16 protein-coding genes are annotated in these 17,664 nt (G+C 69.6%); 8 read left to right on the top strand and 8 right to left on the bottom strand.

Annotated elements, in window-relative coordinates; all coding sequences use genetic code 11:
* Nucleotides 1-170: 170 nt before the first annotated feature.
* From U3653_RS25395 to mca, 4 genes are all read right to left on the bottom strand, one after another.
* Complete coding sequence (locus U3653_RS25395) at nucleotides 171-746, bottom strand: TIGR03086 family metal-binding protein (RefSeq protein WP_195082532.1); 576 nt, start codon at nucleotides 744-746, stop codon at nucleotides 171-173.
* A 529-nt stretch (nucleotides 747-1,275) separates the two neighbouring features.
* Nucleotides 1,276-2,586: an FAD-binding oxidoreductase gene (locus U3653_RS25390; protein ID WP_195082531.1), complete on the bottom strand. Its 1,311-nt coding sequence runs from the start codon at nucleotides 2,584-2,586 to the stop codon at nucleotides 1,276-1,278.
* 155 nt (nucleotides 2,587-2,741) lie between these two features.
* Nucleotides 2,742-3,020 carry a hypothetical protein gene (locus U3653_RS25385; protein WP_195082530.1) on the bottom strand — a complete coding sequence of 93 codons (279 nt, stop codon included), beginning with the start codon at nucleotides 3,018-3,020 and terminating at the stop codon, nucleotides 2,742-2,744.
* On the bottom strand, nucleotides 3,017-3,883 hold the full coding sequence (gene mca, locus U3653_RS25380) for a mycothiol conjugate amidase Mca (protein WP_195082657.1): 867 nt from the start codon (nucleotides 3,881-3,883) through the stop codon (nucleotides 3,017-3,019). The genes U3653_RS25385 and mca overlap by 4 nt, the downstream gene beginning before the upstream one ends.
* A gap of 120 nt (nucleotides 3,884-4,003) precedes the next feature.
* On the opposite strand from mca, the gene U3653_RS25375 reads away from it, so the two are divergent.
* A complete protein-coding gene (locus U3653_RS25375; protein ID WP_195082529.1) occupies nucleotides 4,004-4,468 on the top strand; it encodes a DUF4307 domain-containing protein in 465 nt (154 codons plus the stop codon).
* Nucleotides 4,469-4,765: 297 nt separating this feature from the next.
* A complete protein-coding gene (greA, locus tag U3653_RS25370) occupies nucleotides 4,766-5,260 on the top strand; it encodes a transcription elongation factor GreA (RefSeq protein ID WP_028477722.1) in 495 nt (164 codons plus the stop codon).
* Between the two features lie 97 nt (nucleotides 5,261-5,357).
* Here greA and U3653_RS25365 read toward each other — a convergent pair whose 3' ends face one another.
* Nucleotides 5,358-6,500: a cystathionine gamma-synthase gene (locus U3653_RS25365; protein WP_195082528.1), complete on the bottom strand. Its 1,143-nt coding sequence runs from the start codon at nucleotides 6,498-6,500 to the stop codon at nucleotides 5,358-5,360.
* A 226-nt stretch (nucleotides 6,501-6,726) separates the two neighbouring features.
* On the opposite strand from U3653_RS25365, the gene U3653_RS25360 reads away from it, so the two are divergent.
* The 3 genes from U3653_RS25360 to U3653_RS25350 all read left to right on the top strand — a co-directional run bounded on the left by U3653_RS25360 (nucleotide 6,727) and on the right by U3653_RS25350 (nucleotide 10,529).
* The gene (locus tag U3653_RS25360) at nucleotides 6,727-7,902 is read left to right on the top strand and encodes an acyl-CoA dehydrogenase family protein (protein ID WP_195082527.1); all 1,176 of its coding nucleotides are present in this window, start codon (nucleotides 6,727-6,729) and stop codon (nucleotides 7,900-7,902) included.
* A 250-nt stretch (nucleotides 7,903-8,152) separates the two neighbouring features.
* Entirely contained in the window at nucleotides 8,153-9,775 is a 1,623-nt protein-coding gene (locus U3653_RS25355; RefSeq protein ID WP_195082526.1) for an HD domain-containing phosphohydrolase, read from the top strand.
* A gap of 274 nt (nucleotides 9,776-10,049) precedes the next feature.
* Entirely contained in the window at nucleotides 10,050-10,529 is a 480-nt protein-coding gene (locus U3653_RS25350; RefSeq protein WP_195082525.1) for a DUF4254 domain-containing protein, read from the top strand.
* Nucleotides 10,530-10,584: 55 nt separating this feature from the next.
* Here the strand turns inward: U3653_RS25350 and U3653_RS25345 are convergent, their stop codons facing one another.
* Complete coding sequence (locus U3653_RS25345; RefSeq protein WP_195082524.1) at nucleotides 10,585-11,973, bottom strand: cystathionine beta-synthase; 1,389 nt, start codon at nucleotides 11,971-11,973, stop codon at nucleotides 10,585-10,587.
* A 103-nt stretch (nucleotides 11,974-12,076) separates the two neighbouring features.
* Between U3653_RS25345 and U3653_RS25340 the strand changes: the two genes are divergently transcribed.
* From U3653_RS25340 to U3653_RS25330, 3 genes are all read left to right on the top strand, one after another.
* The gene (locus U3653_RS25340) at nucleotides 12,077-12,538 is read left to right on the top strand and encodes a hypothetical protein (protein ID WP_195082523.1); all 462 of its coding nucleotides are present in this window, start codon (nucleotides 12,077-12,079) and stop codon (nucleotides 12,536-12,538) included.
* A gap of 205 nt (nucleotides 12,539-12,743) precedes the next feature.
* On the top strand, nucleotides 12,744-13,631 hold the full coding sequence (locus U3653_RS25335; RefSeq protein WP_195082522.1) for an SGNH/GDSL hydrolase family protein: 888 nt from the start codon (nucleotides 12,744-12,746) through the stop codon (nucleotides 13,629-13,631).
* Nucleotides 13,632-13,669: 38 nt separating this feature from the next.
* Nucleotides 13,670-14,890 carry an acetyl-CoA C-acetyltransferase gene (locus U3653_RS25330; protein ID WP_195082521.1) on the top strand — a complete coding sequence of 407 codons (1,221 nt, stop codon included), beginning with the start codon at nucleotides 13,670-13,672 and terminating at the stop codon, nucleotides 14,888-14,890.
* Between the two features lie 57 nt (nucleotides 14,891-14,947).
* Here U3653_RS25330 and U3653_RS25325 read toward each other — a convergent pair whose 3' ends face one another.
* Nucleotides 14,948-15,811: a Bax inhibitor-1/YccA family protein gene (locus U3653_RS25325; RefSeq protein WP_067809325.1), complete on the bottom strand. Its 864-nt coding sequence runs from the start codon at nucleotides 15,809-15,811 to the stop codon at nucleotides 14,948-14,950.
* A 133-nt stretch (nucleotides 15,812-15,944) separates the two neighbouring features.
* Nucleotides 15,945-17,096, bottom strand: coding sequence for a class I SAM-dependent methyltransferase (locus U3653_RS25320; protein WP_195082520.1), 1,152 nt, complete (start codon nucleotides 17,094-17,096; stop codon nucleotides 15,945-15,947).
* Nucleotides 17,097-17,664 lie beyond the last annotated feature (568 nt).

Below are 17,664 nucleotides of genomic sequence, written 5' to 3'. Positions count from 1 at the left end.
CGCCGGCGCATTCGCCGCGATCCGCCACGCCGGAGCCGAGACGAGTGAGACACGTTCTGCCCACATAGCCCACATAGCCCACATCATCCTCGACGGAATACGGCCGCGGCGAAATTGAGAATGTTCTCGGCGACAGCTGCCAGACTTTTCAGCTCTCTGGAAACAGCGGGCTACGTGCGGGCCATTACCTCGCGCCCGACATATGCCAGCAACCGGCGATGTGCCGGTTCGTCCTCGGCGACGAGCACCTCCGGACCGAAAATGCCGGGGGCGCGGAAGGAATCGATGCCGCCCATGGTCTGCATGGTGGCGAGCAGTTCGCCACACAGCTGGTCGTCGGCCAGATCCGGCCGATCGATGGCGACCGCGATGTCTATCCCGTGCACCAGAACCTCGGTGAGGTGCACCAGCGCGGCCGTGGGGCCGGGCAGTTCCCCGAGCGAGATGCCCACCGTGCCGTCCAGCGCGTCGGGCCGGTGCCAAGCGGCGCGGTCCACTTCCGCGGCCGCGGCGTACGCACCCTGCGGATCACCGCCGAGCCAGTCGGATTCGTGGTCGGCGCCCGCGTCCGTGCCGCTCAGCGCCGCCGCGAAGAGGTGCATACCGCCCACCGTGTGGTTGAGAACGGCACGGACATCCCAGTCCCGGCACGGCGTCGGCGTCGTCAGGCCCGCTCCCGCCACGGCGGCGACGATCGCTCCGGTCGCATCCAGTGCGCGGTCGATCTGTCCGATCACGTTGTCCATGAGCATCCTTCGGTCGAGCGGTTTGGCTGAATTGGTAACACAGGACACCGACAAGCGCGCGGCAATGCGAACTCCAGCTTGCGCCGAAAAAGTTGCCCACAGTGTGCTTCTCGTGACCCCTGGGTTGAATCGGATGCGCGTGCGCTACAACGCGACCCAGAAACGCGCGAACCGGCCCCGGTGCCGACCACGTCTACTTCGGACCCAAAAGTGTCGCCACCTTTTCTCGAACGCCCGACCGGCGAATTCTCCTTTCCACGGGGGAACTGGCGATCCGCGCGTTCACAGCGGCGCGGTAGGGGAACCCGAAAGGCGTGCGGGGGCCGATTCGGTGGCGCCGTCTTCCAGGGTCATCCACAGCGCGGGGTGCCATCGGCGAGGCGGTATCCCGCTGCTGGAAGCGGGCCACGTCGCCGACTGGCCGTTCTGAGCGGCCGGGGCCGAAACCGTTCCGCGGTCTCGGCCCCGCAGTCTGCCGGAGCACGCCGTCGGCCGCCGGACCGACGCGGCCTTCCGGAGCCCTCATGGCTCACCCCAGCACCGGGTAGTTCGCCCGGATGACGCCGTGCGGGTCGCGGGCCCGTTTGATCTCCCGCAGCCGGGTCAGCGTCGCCGAATCGAAAGCGGCCTCGGCCGACTCGCCGGGCGTGAGGAAGGTATACGGCTTGCGGCCGCCGATCTGCCCGCTCACCGCGTCGACGATGGCGGTGCGCCGCGCCTGAACCGCGTCGCGCAGGTGCGGCAGCCCGAGACCGAGGCAGTAGAGCAGGTACGGCTCCGCGATCGGACCCCGCGCGCCACCGTTCGGCCCGGCTTCGGCCAAGGCGCCACCCAGATGGCGGATCTGCACGTTGGCCAGCGGGGCGACCGGTTCCTCGATCAGGGTCTTGACCACGGCGTCGCCCAGATCGGTCAGCTGCTCCGCACGGGACAGCGACGGGCTCGGGTCGGTGGGTTCGGCGGTCACGGAGCCGATGTCGGCGGGCCCGAAAACACCACGCTTGTCGAGAACGGTGTCCCCGATGGCGTCGAACGCGGCCACCAGCGCCCGGCCGCGATCGGGATCACCCAGGTAGACCGCGTCCACGCCGACCATCGGCGGTGCGTCCGGGATCTGCAGACGCTGGAACCACACCGACAGTTCGTCCGGAGCCGCGGCGGTGACCTCCCGGAAGGCGTCGAACACGTCGCGAATCCGCGCTTGCGGCCACAGCATGCGCCCGCCGAACAGTTCCGGCGCGGGGAACAGGTCGAACTCGAGCGCCGTCACCACGGCGAAGTCGCCGCCGCCGCCGCGCAGCGCCCAGAACAGCTCCGGATCGTCCTGGGGCGTGACCCGGCGCTGAGCGCCATCGGCGTCGACGATCTCGAACGCGCGCACCGCGTCGGAAGCCCAGCCGTACTTGCGGCCGAACCAGCCCATGCCGCCGCCGAGGGTGTAACCGGTGACGCCGACGACCGGGTTGCTGCCCGCAAGGCCGGTCAGCCCGTGCCGGGCCGAGGCTGCCTGCACCCGGCCCCACGGCACTCCGGCGCCGACGCGCGCCACCCGACGCGCGGGGTCGATGTCGATGCCGTCCAACAGCCCGGTGCGCAGCAGGATCGCCTCGGGCACCCCGCCGGACGCGCCGTGGCCGGTCGGCTGGGTGACCACCGGCACGCCCACGCGGCTCGCGTACCGGACCACGGCCGCGACGTCACCGGCGTCCCCGGCCCGCACCACGGCGGCCACCGGCTGGTCCACGGTCGTCGTCCACGGCCGCGCCGCGGTCTCGAAGCCCTCGTCACCGGCCACCAGCACGCGGCCGGGCAGCGTGGCGCGCAGTTCGTCGAATGTCATTGCTCTGTCCTGACTCTCAGCGTTCGGAAGCAGACGCGCGCAACGAAATCCGGGTGCCGGCCTCCGGCGGGAGGCCGCGGTTCGCGCCGCGACTACCTCATTGACGAAAGAGAGCGCGGAAAGGTAACAACGAGCAGGTCAAAGGGGTTTCCGGGTCAGTCCGGCCCGGCGCGGCCTTCGGGGTCGGCGCCCTTCGGCTCCTCGGCACGACGGGTGATGCCGTGTTCGGTGCCCTCGTCGGCCTCCTGGTCCGGCTCGGGATGCTCGGGCTCGAAGGTCGCCGGCAGGCCCTTGATGTGCCGGTTCATCGACCGGATCAGCAGGAAGGTGCCCGCGAGCAGGATCAGGACGATGACCAGGCCGAGCGGCGACGCCTTGCCGAACTCGGGGCCGGTCGGCGTCCCGGGTGTCTGGGCGAGCAGGACCAGCGTCACGACCGCTCGTCCTCGATGCCTGCGAACAGGTCGGTCTCCGGCAGCTCGGTGCGCACCCGGGTCTTGGCCAGCTCGAACTCCTCGGTCGGCCACAACCGCTGCTGCATCTCCATCGGGATGGCGAAGAACGCGCCGTTGGGGTCGATCTGCGTCGCGTGCGCGCGCAAGGCGTCGTCGCGCTGCGGGAAGTACTTGGCGCAGTCGATCTGGGTGGTGATCCGGGAGAACACGTCGCCGCGCTCGGCGGCGTACTTGCGCATCCGGTCCAGCCACTCCTGCAGCGGGAACGGCTCGCCGAGCCGCTCGTACTCCGCGGCGAAGATCTCCATCCGCTTCATGCTGAAGCCGTGGTCGTAGTACAGCTTGAGCGGCGTCCACGGCTCACCCGCGTCGGGGAACCGCTCGGGGTCGCCCGCCGCCTCGAACGCCGCCACCGACACCTCGTGGCAGCGGATGTGGTCGGGGTGCGGGTAGCCGCCGGTCTCGTCGTAGGTGGTCATCACGTGCGGCTTGAACTCGCGCACCACCCGCACCAGCGCCTCGGTGGCCTCCTCCAGCGGAACCAGCGCGAAGCTGCCCTCCGGCAGCGGCGGCAGCGGGTCGCCCTCGGGCAGGCCGGAGTCGACGAAACCGAGCCAGTGCTGGCGCACGCCGAGCGCACGGGCGGCGGCGGCCATCTCCTCGCGGCGGATCTCGTGGATCCGCTCCAGCACGCCGGGCGTGTCCATGGCCGGGTTGAGGATGCTTCCGCGCTCTCCGCCGGTCAGCGTCACGACGAGGACGTCGTGTCCTTCGTCGGCGTAACGGGCGGTCGTCGCGGCACCCTTGCTGGATTCGTCGTCTGGGTGGGCGTGCACCGCCATGAGGCGAAGGCCACTCACGTCTCGTTCTCCGTCGCTCTCGGTCGCGGGTGTCGGGGCTTCGTTACCTATAGTTCCATTCGACCCGCTTTTGTTCCGACGTACCCCCCGGGAGCGACCACCATGAGCCAGCCAGCGCCCGACAGCGGCGGTGACGCGAAGGCGGCGGCTGCGAGCGGTCCACCGGCCGACCGGTACGGCGCCGGGCCGCGCAAGCCGCGCCGCTGGATCGTGCCGGTGCTCGGCGTGCTGGTGGTGCTCGCCGGGCTCGGCGTGGCCTACCTGGGCTACCAGAAGTACGGGCCGGAGGACATCGAGGCCGAGCAACTCGGCTACGTCGTCGTCGACGACTCGACCATGACCATCCGGCTGAAGGTCACCCGCGCCGACCCGCGGCAGCCGGTGGTGTGCTTCGTCCGGGCCATGGCCCGCGACGGTTCCGAACTCGGCCGCCGCGAGGTGCTGATCGAGCCGTCGAGCAGCGGAACGGTCGAGTTGACCACCGTCGTGCGGTCCTCCGCGCGGCCGGTGTCGGGCAGTGTGTACGCGTGCAGCGATCGGGTACCCAGCTATCTGCGAGTTGGCTGATTTCCGCGCATAAACCCGCGATTTAGCCGCGAAATCAACTCCGACCTGCACATTTGTGAATCATGCTAAAATGGCGTGATACACGGTTCCGAAGCTCGGAGCCGTGTTTGCTGCATTGGCGGCCAGCGCTGACGGTTCGGGCTTGCGAGCTCGCCCGAGACCAGGGCCTGTAGGGGTTCGATGAACTTCCCAGGATCGCTCTAGCCGTCGACTGGCGCGTGCCCGCTTTCGGGTGAGCACACGCCGGTGCTCAGGGAATCCCGGCCTGCCGGGAACAACTACTAGGGAGTGATCGAGATGACTGAGACGCAAGTGACCTGGCTGACCCCGGAGTCGCACGACAGGCTCAAGAGCGAACTCGACGCGCTCATCGCCAATCGTCCGGTCATCGCCGCCGAGATCAACGAACGCCGGGAAGAGGGCGACCTCAAGGAGAACGGCGGGTACCACGCGGCGCGCGAGGAGCAGGGTCAGCAGGAGGCGCGCATTCGCCAGCTGCAGGAGCTGCTGAACAACGCCAAGGTCGGCGTCGCGCCGACCAAGTCCGGCGTCGCGCTTCCCGGGTCGGTCGTCAAGGTCTACTACGACGGCGACGAGACGGACACCGAAACCTTCCTGATCGCCACCCGCGAGGAGGGTCTCCGCGATTCCAAGCTGGAGACGTACTCGCCGAACTCCCCGCTCGGCGGCGCGCTCATCGACGCCAAGGTGGGCGAGACCAGGGAATACACCTTGCCCAATGGGAACACGATGAAGGTCACCCTGCTCAGCGCCGAGCCCTACCACAGCTGACGCGCTCGGCCGCGCCGCCACGGCAGGCCGAAACCCCCGCGGACACGAGCGGCCGCGCCCGATCATCGGGTGCGGCCGCTTCCTCATGTCCGTGAACTTAGCTCAATGCCTGCTCGATGTCCGCAAGCAGGTCGCTGACATCCTCGATGCCGACCGAGAGCCGCACCAGATCCGCGGGAACCTCCAGCTCGGAACCCTCGGTGGAGGCGTGCGTCATCGCGGCCGGATGCTCGATCAGCGACTCGATGCCGCCCAGGGACTCGGCCAGGGTGAACACCTCGGTCCGCGCGCAGAACTTGCGCGCCGCCTCGACGTCGCCGCCCAGACGCACCGAGATCATCCCGCCGAAGCGCCGCATCTGCTTGGCCGCGACCGCATGGCCCGGGTGCTCCGGCAGGCCCGGGTAGATCACCTGGGAGATCGACGGGTGCCCGGACAGGAACTCCGCGATGGTCTCGGCGTTGTCGCAGTGCCGGTCCATGCGCAGGGCGAGGGTCTTGGCGCCGCGCAGGGTGAGGAACGCGTCGAACGGGCCCGGCACCGCGCCCGCGCCGTTCTGCAGGAACGCGAACGCCGCGTCGAGTTCCGGATCGTCGGTGATCAGCGCGCCGCCGATGACGTCGGAGTGTCCGCCGAGGTACTTGGTGGTGGAGTGCACCACGATGTCGGCGCCGAGCAGCAGCGGCTGCTGCAGGTAGGGCGTCGCGAAAGTGTTGTCGACGACGAGCTTCGCGCCCGCCGCGTGCGCGACGTCGGCCAGCGCGGGGATGTCGCCGATGCTCAGCAGCGGGTTGGTCGGGGTTTCGATCCACACCAGCTTGGTGTTCGGCCGGATCGCGGCGCGCATCTCGTCCACGTTGAACACGTGGGCGGGCGAGTGCTCGATGCCCCACTGGCTGAAGACCTTGTCGATCAGCCGGAAGGTGCCGCCGTAGGCGTCGTCGGGGATCACGATGTGATCGCCCGGACGCAACGTGGCCCGCAGCGCGCAGTCGGTCGCGGCCATGCCGGACGCGAACGCCCGGCCGTAGCGGCCCGATTCCAGCGCGGCGAGGTTCGCCTCCAGCACCGACCGCGTCGGGTTGCCGGTGCGGGCGTATTCGAAACCGCCGCGCAACCCGCCCACGCCGTCCTGGGCGAACGTCGAACTCGCGTAGATGGGCACATTCACCGCGCCGGTCTGCGGATCGGGTTCGTATCCGGCGTGCACGGCCCGTGTGGAGAATCCCAGCTCGCTCATGTGGTCAGCCTATCCGGGGCGATTCCCGGGCAACTTCCCGGTGTGTGCATACAGCGGGCGCGCGCAGGCGAATCTGGCGAATACGGACAATGGCGTCGGCGTAACGAGATCGAGCCTCTGATTTCGACCGAATTACGTCAAGGGCACTACCAGCTCGGAAATCTTGCGGTCAGGCAAGGGGCGTGAGTTCGGTCTCACTCTTCGGCCGCCCCTTTAGGCTGAGTCCATGGTCACTGTGGAAGAACTGTTCGCCACCGACGCGTTGCTGTCCGACGAGGAGCGCGAGATCCGGGATACCGTCGCCACCTTCGCGGCTCAGCGACTGCGCCCGCATGTCGCGGAGTGGTTCGAGGCGGGCACCTTCCCGGCCCGCGAGCTCGCCCCTGAGCTGGGTGCGTTGGGGCTGCTCGGCATGCATCTGGAGGGATACGGCTGCGCCGGCATGTCGGCGACCACCTACGGCCTGGCCTGTCAGGAGCTGGAGGCGGTGGACTCCGGTATCCGCAGCATGGTCTCGGTCCAGGGTTCGCTGGCGATGACCGCCATCCACAAATACGGCTCGGAGGAACAGAAGCAGCAGTGGCTGCCCGAGCTGGCGGCGGGCCGCGCCATCGGCTGCTTCGGGCTGACCGAGCCCGACTTCGGCTCGAACCCGGGCGGCATGCGCACCAGGGCCAAGCGCGACGGCGCCGATTGGGTGCTGAGCGGCTCGAAGATGTGGATCACCAACGGCTCGGTGAGCGATGTCGCGGTGGTCTGGGCGCAGACCGAAGACGAAGGCAAGCAGGTGATCCGGGGATTTCTGGTCCCGGCCGGAACGCCGGGGTTCACGGCGCGGGAGATGCGCCGCAAACTGTCGCTGCGCGCGTCGATCACCGCGGAGCTGGACCTCGACGACGTCCGCCTGCCCGCCGACGCGGTGCTGCCGGGGTCGCGCGGACTCGGCGCGCCGCTGGCCTGCCTGAGCGAGGCGCGCTTCGGCATCGTCTTCGGCGCGCTCGGCGCCGCGCGAGACTGCCTGGCGGCCACCATCGAGTACGCCAGGACCCGCGAGGTGTTCGACAAGCCGCTGGCCGCCTACCAGCTCACCCAGGCCAAGCTGGCCGACATGGCGCTGGAGTTCGGCAAGGGCCAGCTGCTCGCGCTGCACATCGGACGGCTGAAGGACCGCGGCGTGGTCACGCCGGAGCAGGTGAGCGCGGGCAAGCTGAACAGCACGCGCGAGGCCATAGCCATCGCCCGCGAGTGCCGGACCATCCTGGGCGCCAACGGCATCACGCTCGACTACCCGGTGCTGCGCCACGCGAACAATCTGGAGTCGGTGCTCACCTACGAAGGCACGGCGGAGGTGCACCAGCTCGTGCTCGGCCGGGCACTGACCGGCGCCAACGCCTTCCGTTGACAACCGCGGCCGCGTCGCGCGATCCGGCGTCGCGCTGGGGCACCGAGCACGACGCCGGGGTCCCCGGCGAGAAGAGTGCGGATGGATTGCCGGATGCCGCTCGCTGATCGCATCGGCCCGAGTCCGCCCTCTCGGAGCCGGACCACCGTCCCGTAGCCGGTCGGACGCCGGCCCGTCGCGGCGCGGATCACGCTCTGCCGGAACGAGGTTCGGGCCTGCGCGAGACCCGCACGGACACTACTGTCGGTGCATGTCGTCGATCCGCGCCGCCGAGATTCTCGCGGCACTGTCGCTGACCACCGATCTCGCCACCGGGATGCCGTTCGAGAAGGGGCTGGCCACCTGCCTGGTCGCCACCGGCCTGGCCCAGCGGGTCGGGCTGCCGGAAGCCGAGCGCCGTGCGGTCTTCCATGCCGCGCTGCTCGGCGGCCTCGGATGCACCGGCCGCGCTTCGGAGAACGCGCAGGCGTACGCCGACGACATCGCCTTCCAGCGCGCCTGTCATGTGCTGGATCCGGGCGATTCCGTCGTCTTCACCGAGCAGCTGCGCCGGTTCGGCGGCTGGGCGCCCGCTGCCCAGTCGGCGCTGCGCAATCGGTTCGTCGCCCGGTTGCGGTCCGGCTCCCCGCAGGCACTGCGCTCGTCGAGCGAGGTCGTCGAGGCGCTCGGATCGCAGTTGAGTCTGCCGGACGCGGCCGTTCGCGCCTTGACCGAGGTGGAGGAACGCTGGGACGGACTGGGCGCGCCGAACCGGCTGCGCGGGGAATCCATCTCGCTCGCCGGCCGGATCCTGCACGTGGCCGAACAGGCGGTACTCGCGCTCGACTCGGTCGGAGAGGAACGCGCGACCGTCCCCGGCCACCGCGACGCGCAGCCGGTGGACCCGGCCGCCTCGCACGACCGGGCACGCTTCGCTCTCGGCGCCGTGGCGAGACGGCTGGACGTCGTTGTCGACGAGTTGCGGCGACGCGCCGGCGGACATCTCGATCCCGATCTGGTCGCCGTGTGCGACGCCGATGCCATCCGAGCGGTGCTCGACGTCCCCGACCTGCTGGCCGCCGTCCTCGCCGCGGAGCCGGGGACGCCGTCCTCGTTCCCGTCCGCGCGATGGGATCGGCCCGGCTCGGCGCTGGCCATGTTCGTCGATTTGAAAGGGCGGTACCTGCTCGGGCATTCGGCGCACGTGGCGGGGCTCGCCGATGCCGCGGCGGTCCGGATGGGCGTGCCCGCCGGGGAACGGGAGGCCCTGCGCGCCGCCGCCCTGCTGCACGACCTCGGCCGGGCCGCGGTGTCGAGCGCGGTCTGGGACCGACGCGGTCCGCTCGGATCGTGGGATTGGAAACGCGTTCGACTGCGCCGTTTTTGGACCGATCGCATCCTGCGCCGCTGCCCCGGGCTCGCGGCGCTGGCCGATCTCACGGCGGGGCGCCACGAACGACTCGACGGCAGCGGCTGTCCGCGGGGCGAACGCGACCCCGCACCCGGCGCCCGATTACTCGCGGCCGCAGAGGTTTTCGCGGCCTGCACCGAAGCGCGGCCTTATCGTCCCGCCGCCCGGCCCGAGGAAGCCGCCGCTCAGCTGGCGGCCGAGGTCGCGGCGGGCCGCCTGGACGGCGACGCCTGTGCCGCCGTCGTCCGGGCCGCCGCGGACGACGCCCCTCCCTTCCCCGCCGCCCACGGCCTGTCCGAAGCCGAGACCGCCGTCCTCCGGCTGCGCGCCCGCGGCCGCTGCGGCCGTGAGATCGCCGCCGAACTGCTGCTGCCCGAACGCGCCGTCACCCAGCACCTGGCCGAAATCCGCGCCAAGACCGGCCACCACACCCGAGCGGGTGCGGCCGTCTTCGCGATGTCCCACCACATCCTCCCCGGCTGACTCCCGCGCACCGATATACGTCCGAACACCCGAAACGGACTGTGCGAAGAGCGTTCTCACCGGGGTGTGGAATCGGCGGCCAGCGCATTGTTACGTCTTGTCATTCAAGTGCCATGTGGGTGTCACCGGTAGGCCAGCGAAAGCGCGCATCATTCAAAGGGACCCGGCATTGGGGCGATGCCTCCACCCCCACACTATCGGAGGTGCACGATGCACAATTCGCCGATCGACCGCGACGCACGGCGGTCCGTTCCGAACGCACTGGGAGCCGGTCATGTTCGTGCGTGACCATCTGCCGCGGCGCCCGCACGGCGTCACACGGCCGCTGCCGGATCAGCGAGAACTGGTCGCCGCTTTCGGGGGCCACCCGAGCGAGTCGGCCGAAGACCACCCGCTGATCGGCTGGGCGAGCACACTGGCCGCGCTGCACCGGCAGCGGCATCGCGATCCGCTGGCCGCCGCCGGAATCGATTGCCGCCGCGCCGAACTGGTGGCCGCGATCGATGCGTGGGTGGTCGACCAGCTGCCGCGCAAGCGGGCAAATGACCATCTGCGCAGCGAGTCCATCGGCGCCACGGTCGACCGCATGGCCGCCGCCCATGTGCACGCCAGCCACCTGCTGCACACCGCGGAGAAGGTGTCCGACGCCCGGGTGCACGCCGCCTGGTACCGGCTGGCGCTGCTGGCCGACGAATGGACCGACCTGATCACCGGCGGCGTGCGCGAAACGGTCCGCGGTAGGAGACCGGCGTAGGCGCGCGGGCGGGACTCGCCGCACCGATCCGTGCGGCGCGGCGAACCGGCCTCGGCTACTTCCCGATGTTGCCCGTGCTGAGGAAGCCGAGCAGGTCGTGGCGGGTGATCACGCCGACGGGCTTGCCGTCCTCGACGACCATCAGCGCGTCGGTGTCCGAGAGCGCCTTCGTCGCGGCGGAGATCGGCTCGCCGGAGCCGATCAGCGGGAACGACGGGCTCATGTGCTGGGCCACCGAATCGGTCAGATTGGCCCTGCCCTCGAAGACCGCCGACAGCAGGTCGCGCTCGGACACGCTGCCCGCGACCTCACCCGCCATGACCGGCGGCTCGGCGCCGACCACGGGCATCTGGGAGACGCCGTACTCGCGCAGGATCTCGATGGCGTCGCGCAGGGTTTCCGACGGGTGGGTGTGCACCAGGTCGGGCAGCTCCCCGGACTTGCCGCGCAGCACGTCGCCCACGAGCGGTTCCGCCGTGCCGTCCAGCCGTTCGCGCAGGAAGCCGTAGGAGCTCATCCACTCGTCGTTGAAGATCTTCGACAGGTAGCCGCGTCCGCCGTCGGGCAACAGCACCACGACCACCGCGTCCGGATCGCGCCGCGCCACCTCGACGGCGGCGACCACCGCCATGCCGCAGGAGCCGCCGACCAGCAGGCCTTCCTCGCGGGCCAGCCTGCGGGTCATCTCGAAGGAGTCCGCGTCGGAGACCGCGATGATCTCGTCCGGCACGGCGGGGTCGTAAGCCGACGGCCAGAAGTCCTCGCCGACGCCCTCGACCAGGTACGGCCGCCCGGTGCCGCCGGAGTACACCGAACCCTCCGGGTCGGCGCCGATGATCCGCACCTTCCCGCCGGAGACCTCCTTGAGGTAGCGGCCCGTGCCGGTGATGGTGCCGCCGGTGCCGACGCCCGCCACGAAGTGGGTGACCTTGCCGTCGGTGTCGCGCCAGATCTCCGGGCCGGTGGTCTCGTAGTGGCTTTCCGGGCCGCCCGGGTTGGAGTACTGATCCGGCTTCCACGCGCCGTCGATCTCGCGGACGAGTCGGTCGGAGACGCTGTAGTAGCTGTTCGGGTGGTCCGGCGGCACGGCGGTCGGGCAGACCACCACGTCGGCGCCGTAGGCGCGCAGCACGTTGCGCTTGTCCTCGCTGACCTTGTCCGGGCAGACGAACACGCACTTGTAGCCGCGCTGCTGGGCGACCAGGGCGAGGCCGACGCCGGTGTTGCCGGACGTGGGCTCGACGATGGTGCCGCCGGGCCGCAGCTTCCCGGACCGCTCCGCGGCGTCGATCATCTTCACCGCGATCCGGTCCTTCGAGCTGCCGCCCGGGTTCAGGTATTCGATCTTGGCCGCGACCAGCCCCGCGTTCGGTCCGACGACCGAGTTCAACCGGACCAGCGGCGTGTTGCCGATGAGATCCACGACATGATCCGCGATGCGCATGGCCCCCATAGTTCCAGACGCACTAACTGTGAGTTCGCGCACGCCACGTGCAGCGGGCCGGGACTACCGGCGAACCGGCCGCCGCCGCCTTAGGATCGCTGCCATGAGGCAGCCGAACATTGCCCGCGCCGCAACGCTTCTGGCCGGATCCGCGGTGGCCCTGGTGGTCGGATCCGGCGCGCACGCGGAGGCGGCCACCGTGGAATTCCCGCAGGTGCCGACGCTCGCGCGCGGCGGTCTGTGCTGGACAAGCATCCGCACCTGGGCCGATACCAGCCCGGAATGGCCGGGGCGGGCCATCCTCAACGTCCGGGCGCTCCCCGTGAACGGCATCGGGCCGGGTTCCTACCCGCTGGCGCCGCTGTGTGAGGTCCGCACCACCGTGGCGTGGCGCAACGTCACCACCGGCGCGACGGGCAGCTACGACAACATCGTGGTCACCGGCATCTACGGCAGCATCCAGTACGCGCTGTTCCAGGACACCGGCCCCGGTCTCGTGGAAGTCACCGTCACCACCGATGCGGCGAGCATCCCCGCTCGCGGCACGTTCGTGGTCCCGGGCTGATCCCTGCGGACGGGACGCACGTTCGGACTCCGGCCCGTCGAAGCACGGACCCGGGCACGGGTGAGCGATCCTGGCGACTTCCGGCCACGCTCCCCAGGCGGCGGTGTGGTGTCCGTCGCCGCGTCCGCTGGAGCCGGCACGGGCCGTTGCCGGTCCCGCTCGTTCGCCGCTGGTCGACTCGGTGGATTCTCGTAAAATTCCTGGCGTGAGCGCATCTCGGTTTCCCTGGCGCACGGCCGCGCTGACCGGGGCCGCGGCCGTACTCGCCGGCTCCGGCGCTGGGACCGCTTGGTGGGCGACCTACCGCCTGCTCATGGCGCAGGCGGGTGTAGCGCGTGGAGTGATCGGCAGGGACACTTCGAAGCCACCCGAAGCGGACGGTATCTACACCCCGGGCTGCGCGGAGCCCGAGCCGTGGCGTGCGGGCAAGCAGGCCGATCTGCATCTGATGATCTTCGGCGATTCCACCGCGGCGGGCCTCGGCTGCACCGTGGCCGACGAGGTGCCGGGGGTGCGCCTGGCCCGGGGACTCGCCGATGCGACCGGGCAGCGGATCCGCCTGAGCACGAAAGCGATCTCCGGCGCCACTTCCAAGGGCCTGGCCGGGCAGGTGGACGCGATGTTCGTCGCGGGTCCGCCGCCGGATGCCGCGGTCATCCTCGTCGGCGCCAACGACGTCACCAAGAAGCACTCGATCCGTGCCTCCGCGCGCAGGCTCGCCGCCGCGGTGGCCCGTTTGCGCCGTGCGGACGCGGTGGTGGTGGTCGGCACCTGCCCGAATCTGGGCACCGTCGCGGCCATCCCGCAGCCGCTGCGCACCGTGGTGCAGAACTGGAGCGTGCGGCTGGCCAAGGCGCAGGATGTCGCGACGACGGTCGCGGGAGGGCACCCCGTGCGCATGGGCTACCTGCTCGCTCCCGAGTTCCGCGCCGCACCGGAGCTGTTGTTCGCCGCCGACGGTTTCCACCCGTCGGCCGCGGGATACGAGCTGGCCGCCGGGCAATTGCTCCCGGTGCTGCTGGAAGCGCTGGGTGGGACGGGCGCTTCCGGTACTCGGCGACGGGACGTAGATTCGGTAAGAACCCGCGAGTAACAAGGGTTCGCCAGAACCGTCCGACCCAAGGAGTCCTCATGCCTGAGGCCGTCATCGTTTCGACCGCGCGCTCTCCGATCGGCCGGGCCCGTAAGGGTTCGCTGGTCGATATGCGGCCCGACGATCTGACCACGCAGATTGTGCGGGCAGCGCTCGACAAGGTGCCTGCCCTGGACCCCGCCCAGATCGATGACCTGATCCTGGGCTGCGGCTCGCCGGGCGGTGAGCAGGGCTTCAACATCGCCCGCGTCGTCGCCGTGCAGCTCGGTTACGACTTCGTGCCCGGCACCACCGTGCACCGCTACTGCGCCTCCTCGCTGCAGTCCACCCGGATGGCCTTCCACGCGATCAAGGCCGGTGAGGGTGATGTGTTCATCTCCGCCGGTGTGGAGACGGTGTCGCGGTATGTGAACGGGTCGGCCGACAGCTGGCCCAATACGCAGAACCCGCTGTTCGCCGAGGCGCAGGCGCGTACCGCGAAGACCGCAGAGGGCGGCGCGGGTATCTGGCACGATCCGCGTGAGGACGGCCTGATCCCGGATGTCTACATCGCGATGGGCCAGACCGCCGAGAACGTGGCGACCTCCACCGGGATCACCCGCGAGGATCAGGACCGCTGGGGCGTGCGTTCGCAGAACCGCGCCGAGGAAGCGATCAAGAACGGTTTCTTCGAACGCGAGATCACCCCGGTGACGCTGCCGGATGGCACCGTGGTCAGCAAGGACGACGGCCCGCGCGCCGGGGTCACCTACGAGGCGGTCTCGGCGCTGAAGCCGGTGTTCCGCCCGGACGGCACCGTAACCGCCGGCAACTGTTGTCCGCTCAACGACGGCGCCGCCGCTTTGGTGATCATGTCCGACACCAAGGCCAAGGAACTCGGTTTGACGCCGCTGGCGCGGATCGTATCCACCGGTGTGTCCGGTCTGTCGCCGGAGATCATGGGCCTGGGCCCGATCGAGGCGTGCAAGCGGGCGCTGGCGCTGGCGGGCAAGACCATCGACGACATCGACCTGGTCGAGATCAACGAAGCGTTCGCGGTGCAGGTGCTCGGCTCGGCGCGGGAGCTGAAGATCGATGAGGACAAGCTGAACGTTTCCGGCGGCGCGATCGCCCTGGGCCACCCGTTCGGCATGACCGGCGCCCGCATCACCACCACGCTGATCAACAACCTGCAGACCCACGACAAGCAGTTCGGTCTGGAGACCATGTGCGTCGGCGGCGGCCAGGGCATGGCGATGGTCATCGAACGTTTGAGCTGACCCACACACGAAGGGGCGGTCGCCGGACATCCCGGCGACCGCCCCTTCGTCGTATGGCTAGTCGTTCTGGAAGTAGCTCAGCAGCCGCAGGATCTCGACGTACAGCCAGACCAGGGTGACGGTGAGGCCGAGGGCGACGCCCCAGGCCGCCCGCTCCGGAGCCTGCGCGCGGATCAGCTGATCGGCGGCGTCGAAGTCGAGCAGGAAGCTGAACGCGGCGATGGCGATGACCACCAGGCTGAACACGATCGCCAGCGGGCCGCCGTCCCGCAGGCCGAGGCCGCCGTCGATGAAGAAGCTGGCGACCAGGTTGCCCAGCATCAGGACCAGGATGCCGATCATGGCGCCGACGATGATCCTGGTGAATCGCGGCGTGACGCGGATGGCGCCGGTCTTGTAGACCACCAGCATGCCCGCGAAGACACCGAAGGTGCCCAGCACCGCCTGGCCGATCAGCGCGCTACCGCCGACCCCGCCGAACTCGATATTGGTGAACATGAACGACAGCGCGCCGAGGAAAAGGCCCTCGGCCACGGCGTAGGACAGCACGATCGCCGGGTTGTCCATCTTGTTCGCGAAGGTCGCGATCAGCACGAGCACCAGGCCGACCAGGCCGCCGCCGATCACGAACAGCGGCGCGAGCGAGGTGTTCGCGTTGGTGAGGCCGTAGGAGACGATGGCGGACAGTGCGAGCACCGCGAGGGTGATGCCCGTCTTCGTCACCACGTCGTCGATGGTCATCGACCTGGTGGTGGGGGGAGCCTGCTGGTAGGGCTGCGGATACTGGCCGTACTGCTGCGGGTACTGGCCGTACTGGTTGCCGAACTGGCCCGCGGAAGTCACGCCGGAACCGAAGCTGGCGTATCCACCGCCCTCCTGCCTTGGCAGGTTCCTGAAAACCGGATTGCTCGTGGTACGCATGTGAACGGCGTCCCTTTCTGGAGTCGTTGCCGCTGTTCATCGAGTGGTTCACTCGATATCCAACTGCCCTGTCCAACGTTTGTCATCCGTCGCGAGTTCCCGGGGAGTCGCACAGAGCCGGACAAATCGGACTCTACCGCTGTCGTGGGTCGTGCAGACCACGCACCGACCGAGTGACGGTGAATTTCCGGTTCCGGCCCATCACATCGGTCCGGCCCACCATCCGTTCGACCACCGCTCGATAGTTCAGATGCGAGTTGTACACCGTCCACAGCTCACCGCCGGGCCGCAACACCCGCCCGGTCTCGGCGAACATCTTGATCGCCGATCCGGTGTGCACCGCGGCGCCGATATGGAACGGCGGATTGCACAGGACGAGATCCGCGCTGTTGTCCGCGGCCGAGGACATGGCGTCGTCGCGCACAACGCACACCCGGTCGGCGACGCCGTTCGCCTCGGTGGTGGCCCGCGCCGAGGCGACCGCGGCGGCGGACTGATCGGTGGCGATCACCTTGATGCCCGGCCGCGCCGTGGCCAGCGCGACGGCGAGGATGCCGGTGCCGCAGCCGAGATCGATGGCGTCGCGCGCGTCCGGCTTCATGAGTTTCAGATGCTCGAGCAGGAACCTGGTGCCGATGTCCAGGCGCGCTCCGGAGAACGCGGCGCCGTGCGCGACCACGTCGAGACCGAGTTCCTCCAGCCGATCGCGCACGGGGAACGGCCGTTCGGCGACGGGTTTCGGTCCCGCCACGAGCAAGGTCCGCGACTTCTGCCTGCCACGGCTGGCCCGCACCTCGGAGAACGATTGCGCGAGAACATCGTTCATCGACTTGGTCAGATACTTGTCCCGGCCGCCCGCGAACACCTCCACCGCCGGATCCGCGTAGCGCGCGATGGCGTCGGCGATCTCGGCCAGCCCGGCCAGCATCCGGGGCAGGCGAAGCAGCACCACCCGGGCATCACGCAGCAATCCGGGGCCGAGCGGATGTGCCGTGTAGCGATCCGACAAGCCGGCCGCGCGGGCGTTGTTGGCCAGGGCGAGTTCGCCGGTGAGCAAGTCCTGATGCACCCGGACGTCGCGCAGATCGTGCCCCGCGATGGCGCCGAGGGTCAGTGCGCCATAAGCGTCACCGATAATGGCTACTTTCCCGCTATCGGCAGTCGCGAGGGCGTCGGCTGCGACGTCGAGGATCAGCCGGTCAGCGGCGTCCACGGCGTAGAGGTTCAGCGCCTCCACGTCCGGATACCGCCGCAACCGGCCAAGTACGTCCTCGACATTTCCCACACCTCAAGTGTGCTAGATCGTTGCCGAATACTTGCGGCCACCCCGCCCTATCGATCTCGCCGAATTCTCGGCACGGTCGATAGGGCGCGGAAGTACGTCGCGGCAAGGGGTTTCGCGGGCGAATCGAACGACCTCGTGACAACGGGGAAGAATGATTCCGAGTTCGACAACCGAGGTCACAGATATTCGACGGCAGGAGCGCGGCACCGGTCGCGCGGCCCGTGCTTCCGGATTCCCGGAGAGCACCGAAAGTTCGATCGACGCGCTCGGTATACCTGGAGACCTGCCCGGTAGCCACGGGTTCCGCCGCAGCCTGGTGCGTTCCATGCACTGGAGCGGCGGCGGACGGACGTGTGGGCCACACCGCGGCTCTACCGAAGCCTTTGGCTCGCAGAGGGACACAATATTCATCCGAAGCGCCGATCCACTCGCTCTCGGCGGGGGCGACCCCCGCCGATGATCACTCCACTGGCGACGGTAGGACTTTCACCTGCCATGGCAATCAGTTGGCGATTGACCGGCCTGGACAGCCGATCACTCGAGGTGCACCGGTTCCCGCCCACGCGCG

Origin of the sequence: Nocardia implantans (assembly GCF_035544775.1) — a bacterium.
Lineage (GTDB): Bacteria > Actinomycetota > Actinomycetes > Mycobacteriales > Mycobacteriaceae > Nocardia > Nocardia implantans.
This window is presented reverse-complemented; position numbering and strand designations above follow the sequence as displayed.

Excerpts from the sequence above, each read along its gene's own strand:
- U3653_RS25395 (WP_195082532.1), bottom strand. The coding sequence starts at position 746 with ATGGACAACGTGATCGGACAGATCGACCGCGCACTGGATGCGACCGGA.
- U3653_RS25390 (WP_195082531.1), bottom strand. The coding sequence starts at position 2,586 with ATGACATTCGACGAACTGCGCGCCACGCTGCCCGGCCGCGTGCTGGTG.
- mca (WP_195082657.1), bottom strand. The coding sequence starts at position 3,883 with ATGGCGGTGCACGCCCACCCAGACGACGAATCCAGCAAGGGTGCCGCG.
- U3653_RS25375 (WP_195082529.1), top strand. The coding sequence starts at position 4,004 with ATGAGCCAGCCAGCGCCCGACAGCGGCGGTGACGCGAAGGCGGCGGCT.
- greA (WP_028477722.1), top strand. The coding sequence starts at position 4,766 with ATGACTGAGACGCAAGTGACCTGGCTGACCCCGGAGTCGCACGACAGG.
- U3653_RS25365 (WP_195082528.1), bottom strand. The coding sequence starts at position 6,500 with ATGAGCGAGCTGGGATTCTCCACACGGGCCGTGCACGCCGGATACGAA.
- U3653_RS25360 (WP_195082527.1), top strand. The coding sequence starts at position 6,727 with ATGGTCACTGTGGAAGAACTGTTCGCCACCGACGCGTTGCTGTCCGAC.
- U3653_RS25355 (WP_195082526.1), top strand. The coding sequence starts at position 8,153 with ATGTCGTCGATCCGCGCCGCCGAGATTCTCGCGGCACTGTCGCTGACC.
- U3653_RS25350 (WP_195082525.1), top strand. The coding sequence starts at position 10,050 with ATGTTCGTGCGTGACCATCTGCCGCGGCGCCCGCACGGCGTCACACGG.
- U3653_RS25345 (WP_195082524.1), bottom strand. The coding sequence starts at position 11,973 with ATGCGCATCGCGGATCATGTCGTGGATCTCATCGGCAACACGCCGCTG.
- U3653_RS25340 (WP_195082523.1), top strand. The coding sequence starts at position 12,077 with ATGAGGCAGCCGAACATTGCCCGCGCCGCAACGCTTCTGGCCGGATCC.
- U3653_RS25330 (WP_195082521.1), top strand. The coding sequence starts at position 13,670 with ATGCCTGAGGCCGTCATCGTTTCGACCGCGCGCTCTCCGATCGGCCGG.
- U3653_RS25325 (WP_067809325.1), bottom strand. The coding sequence starts at position 15,811 with ATGCGTACCACGAGCAATCCGGTTTTCAGGAACCTGCCAAGGCAGGAG.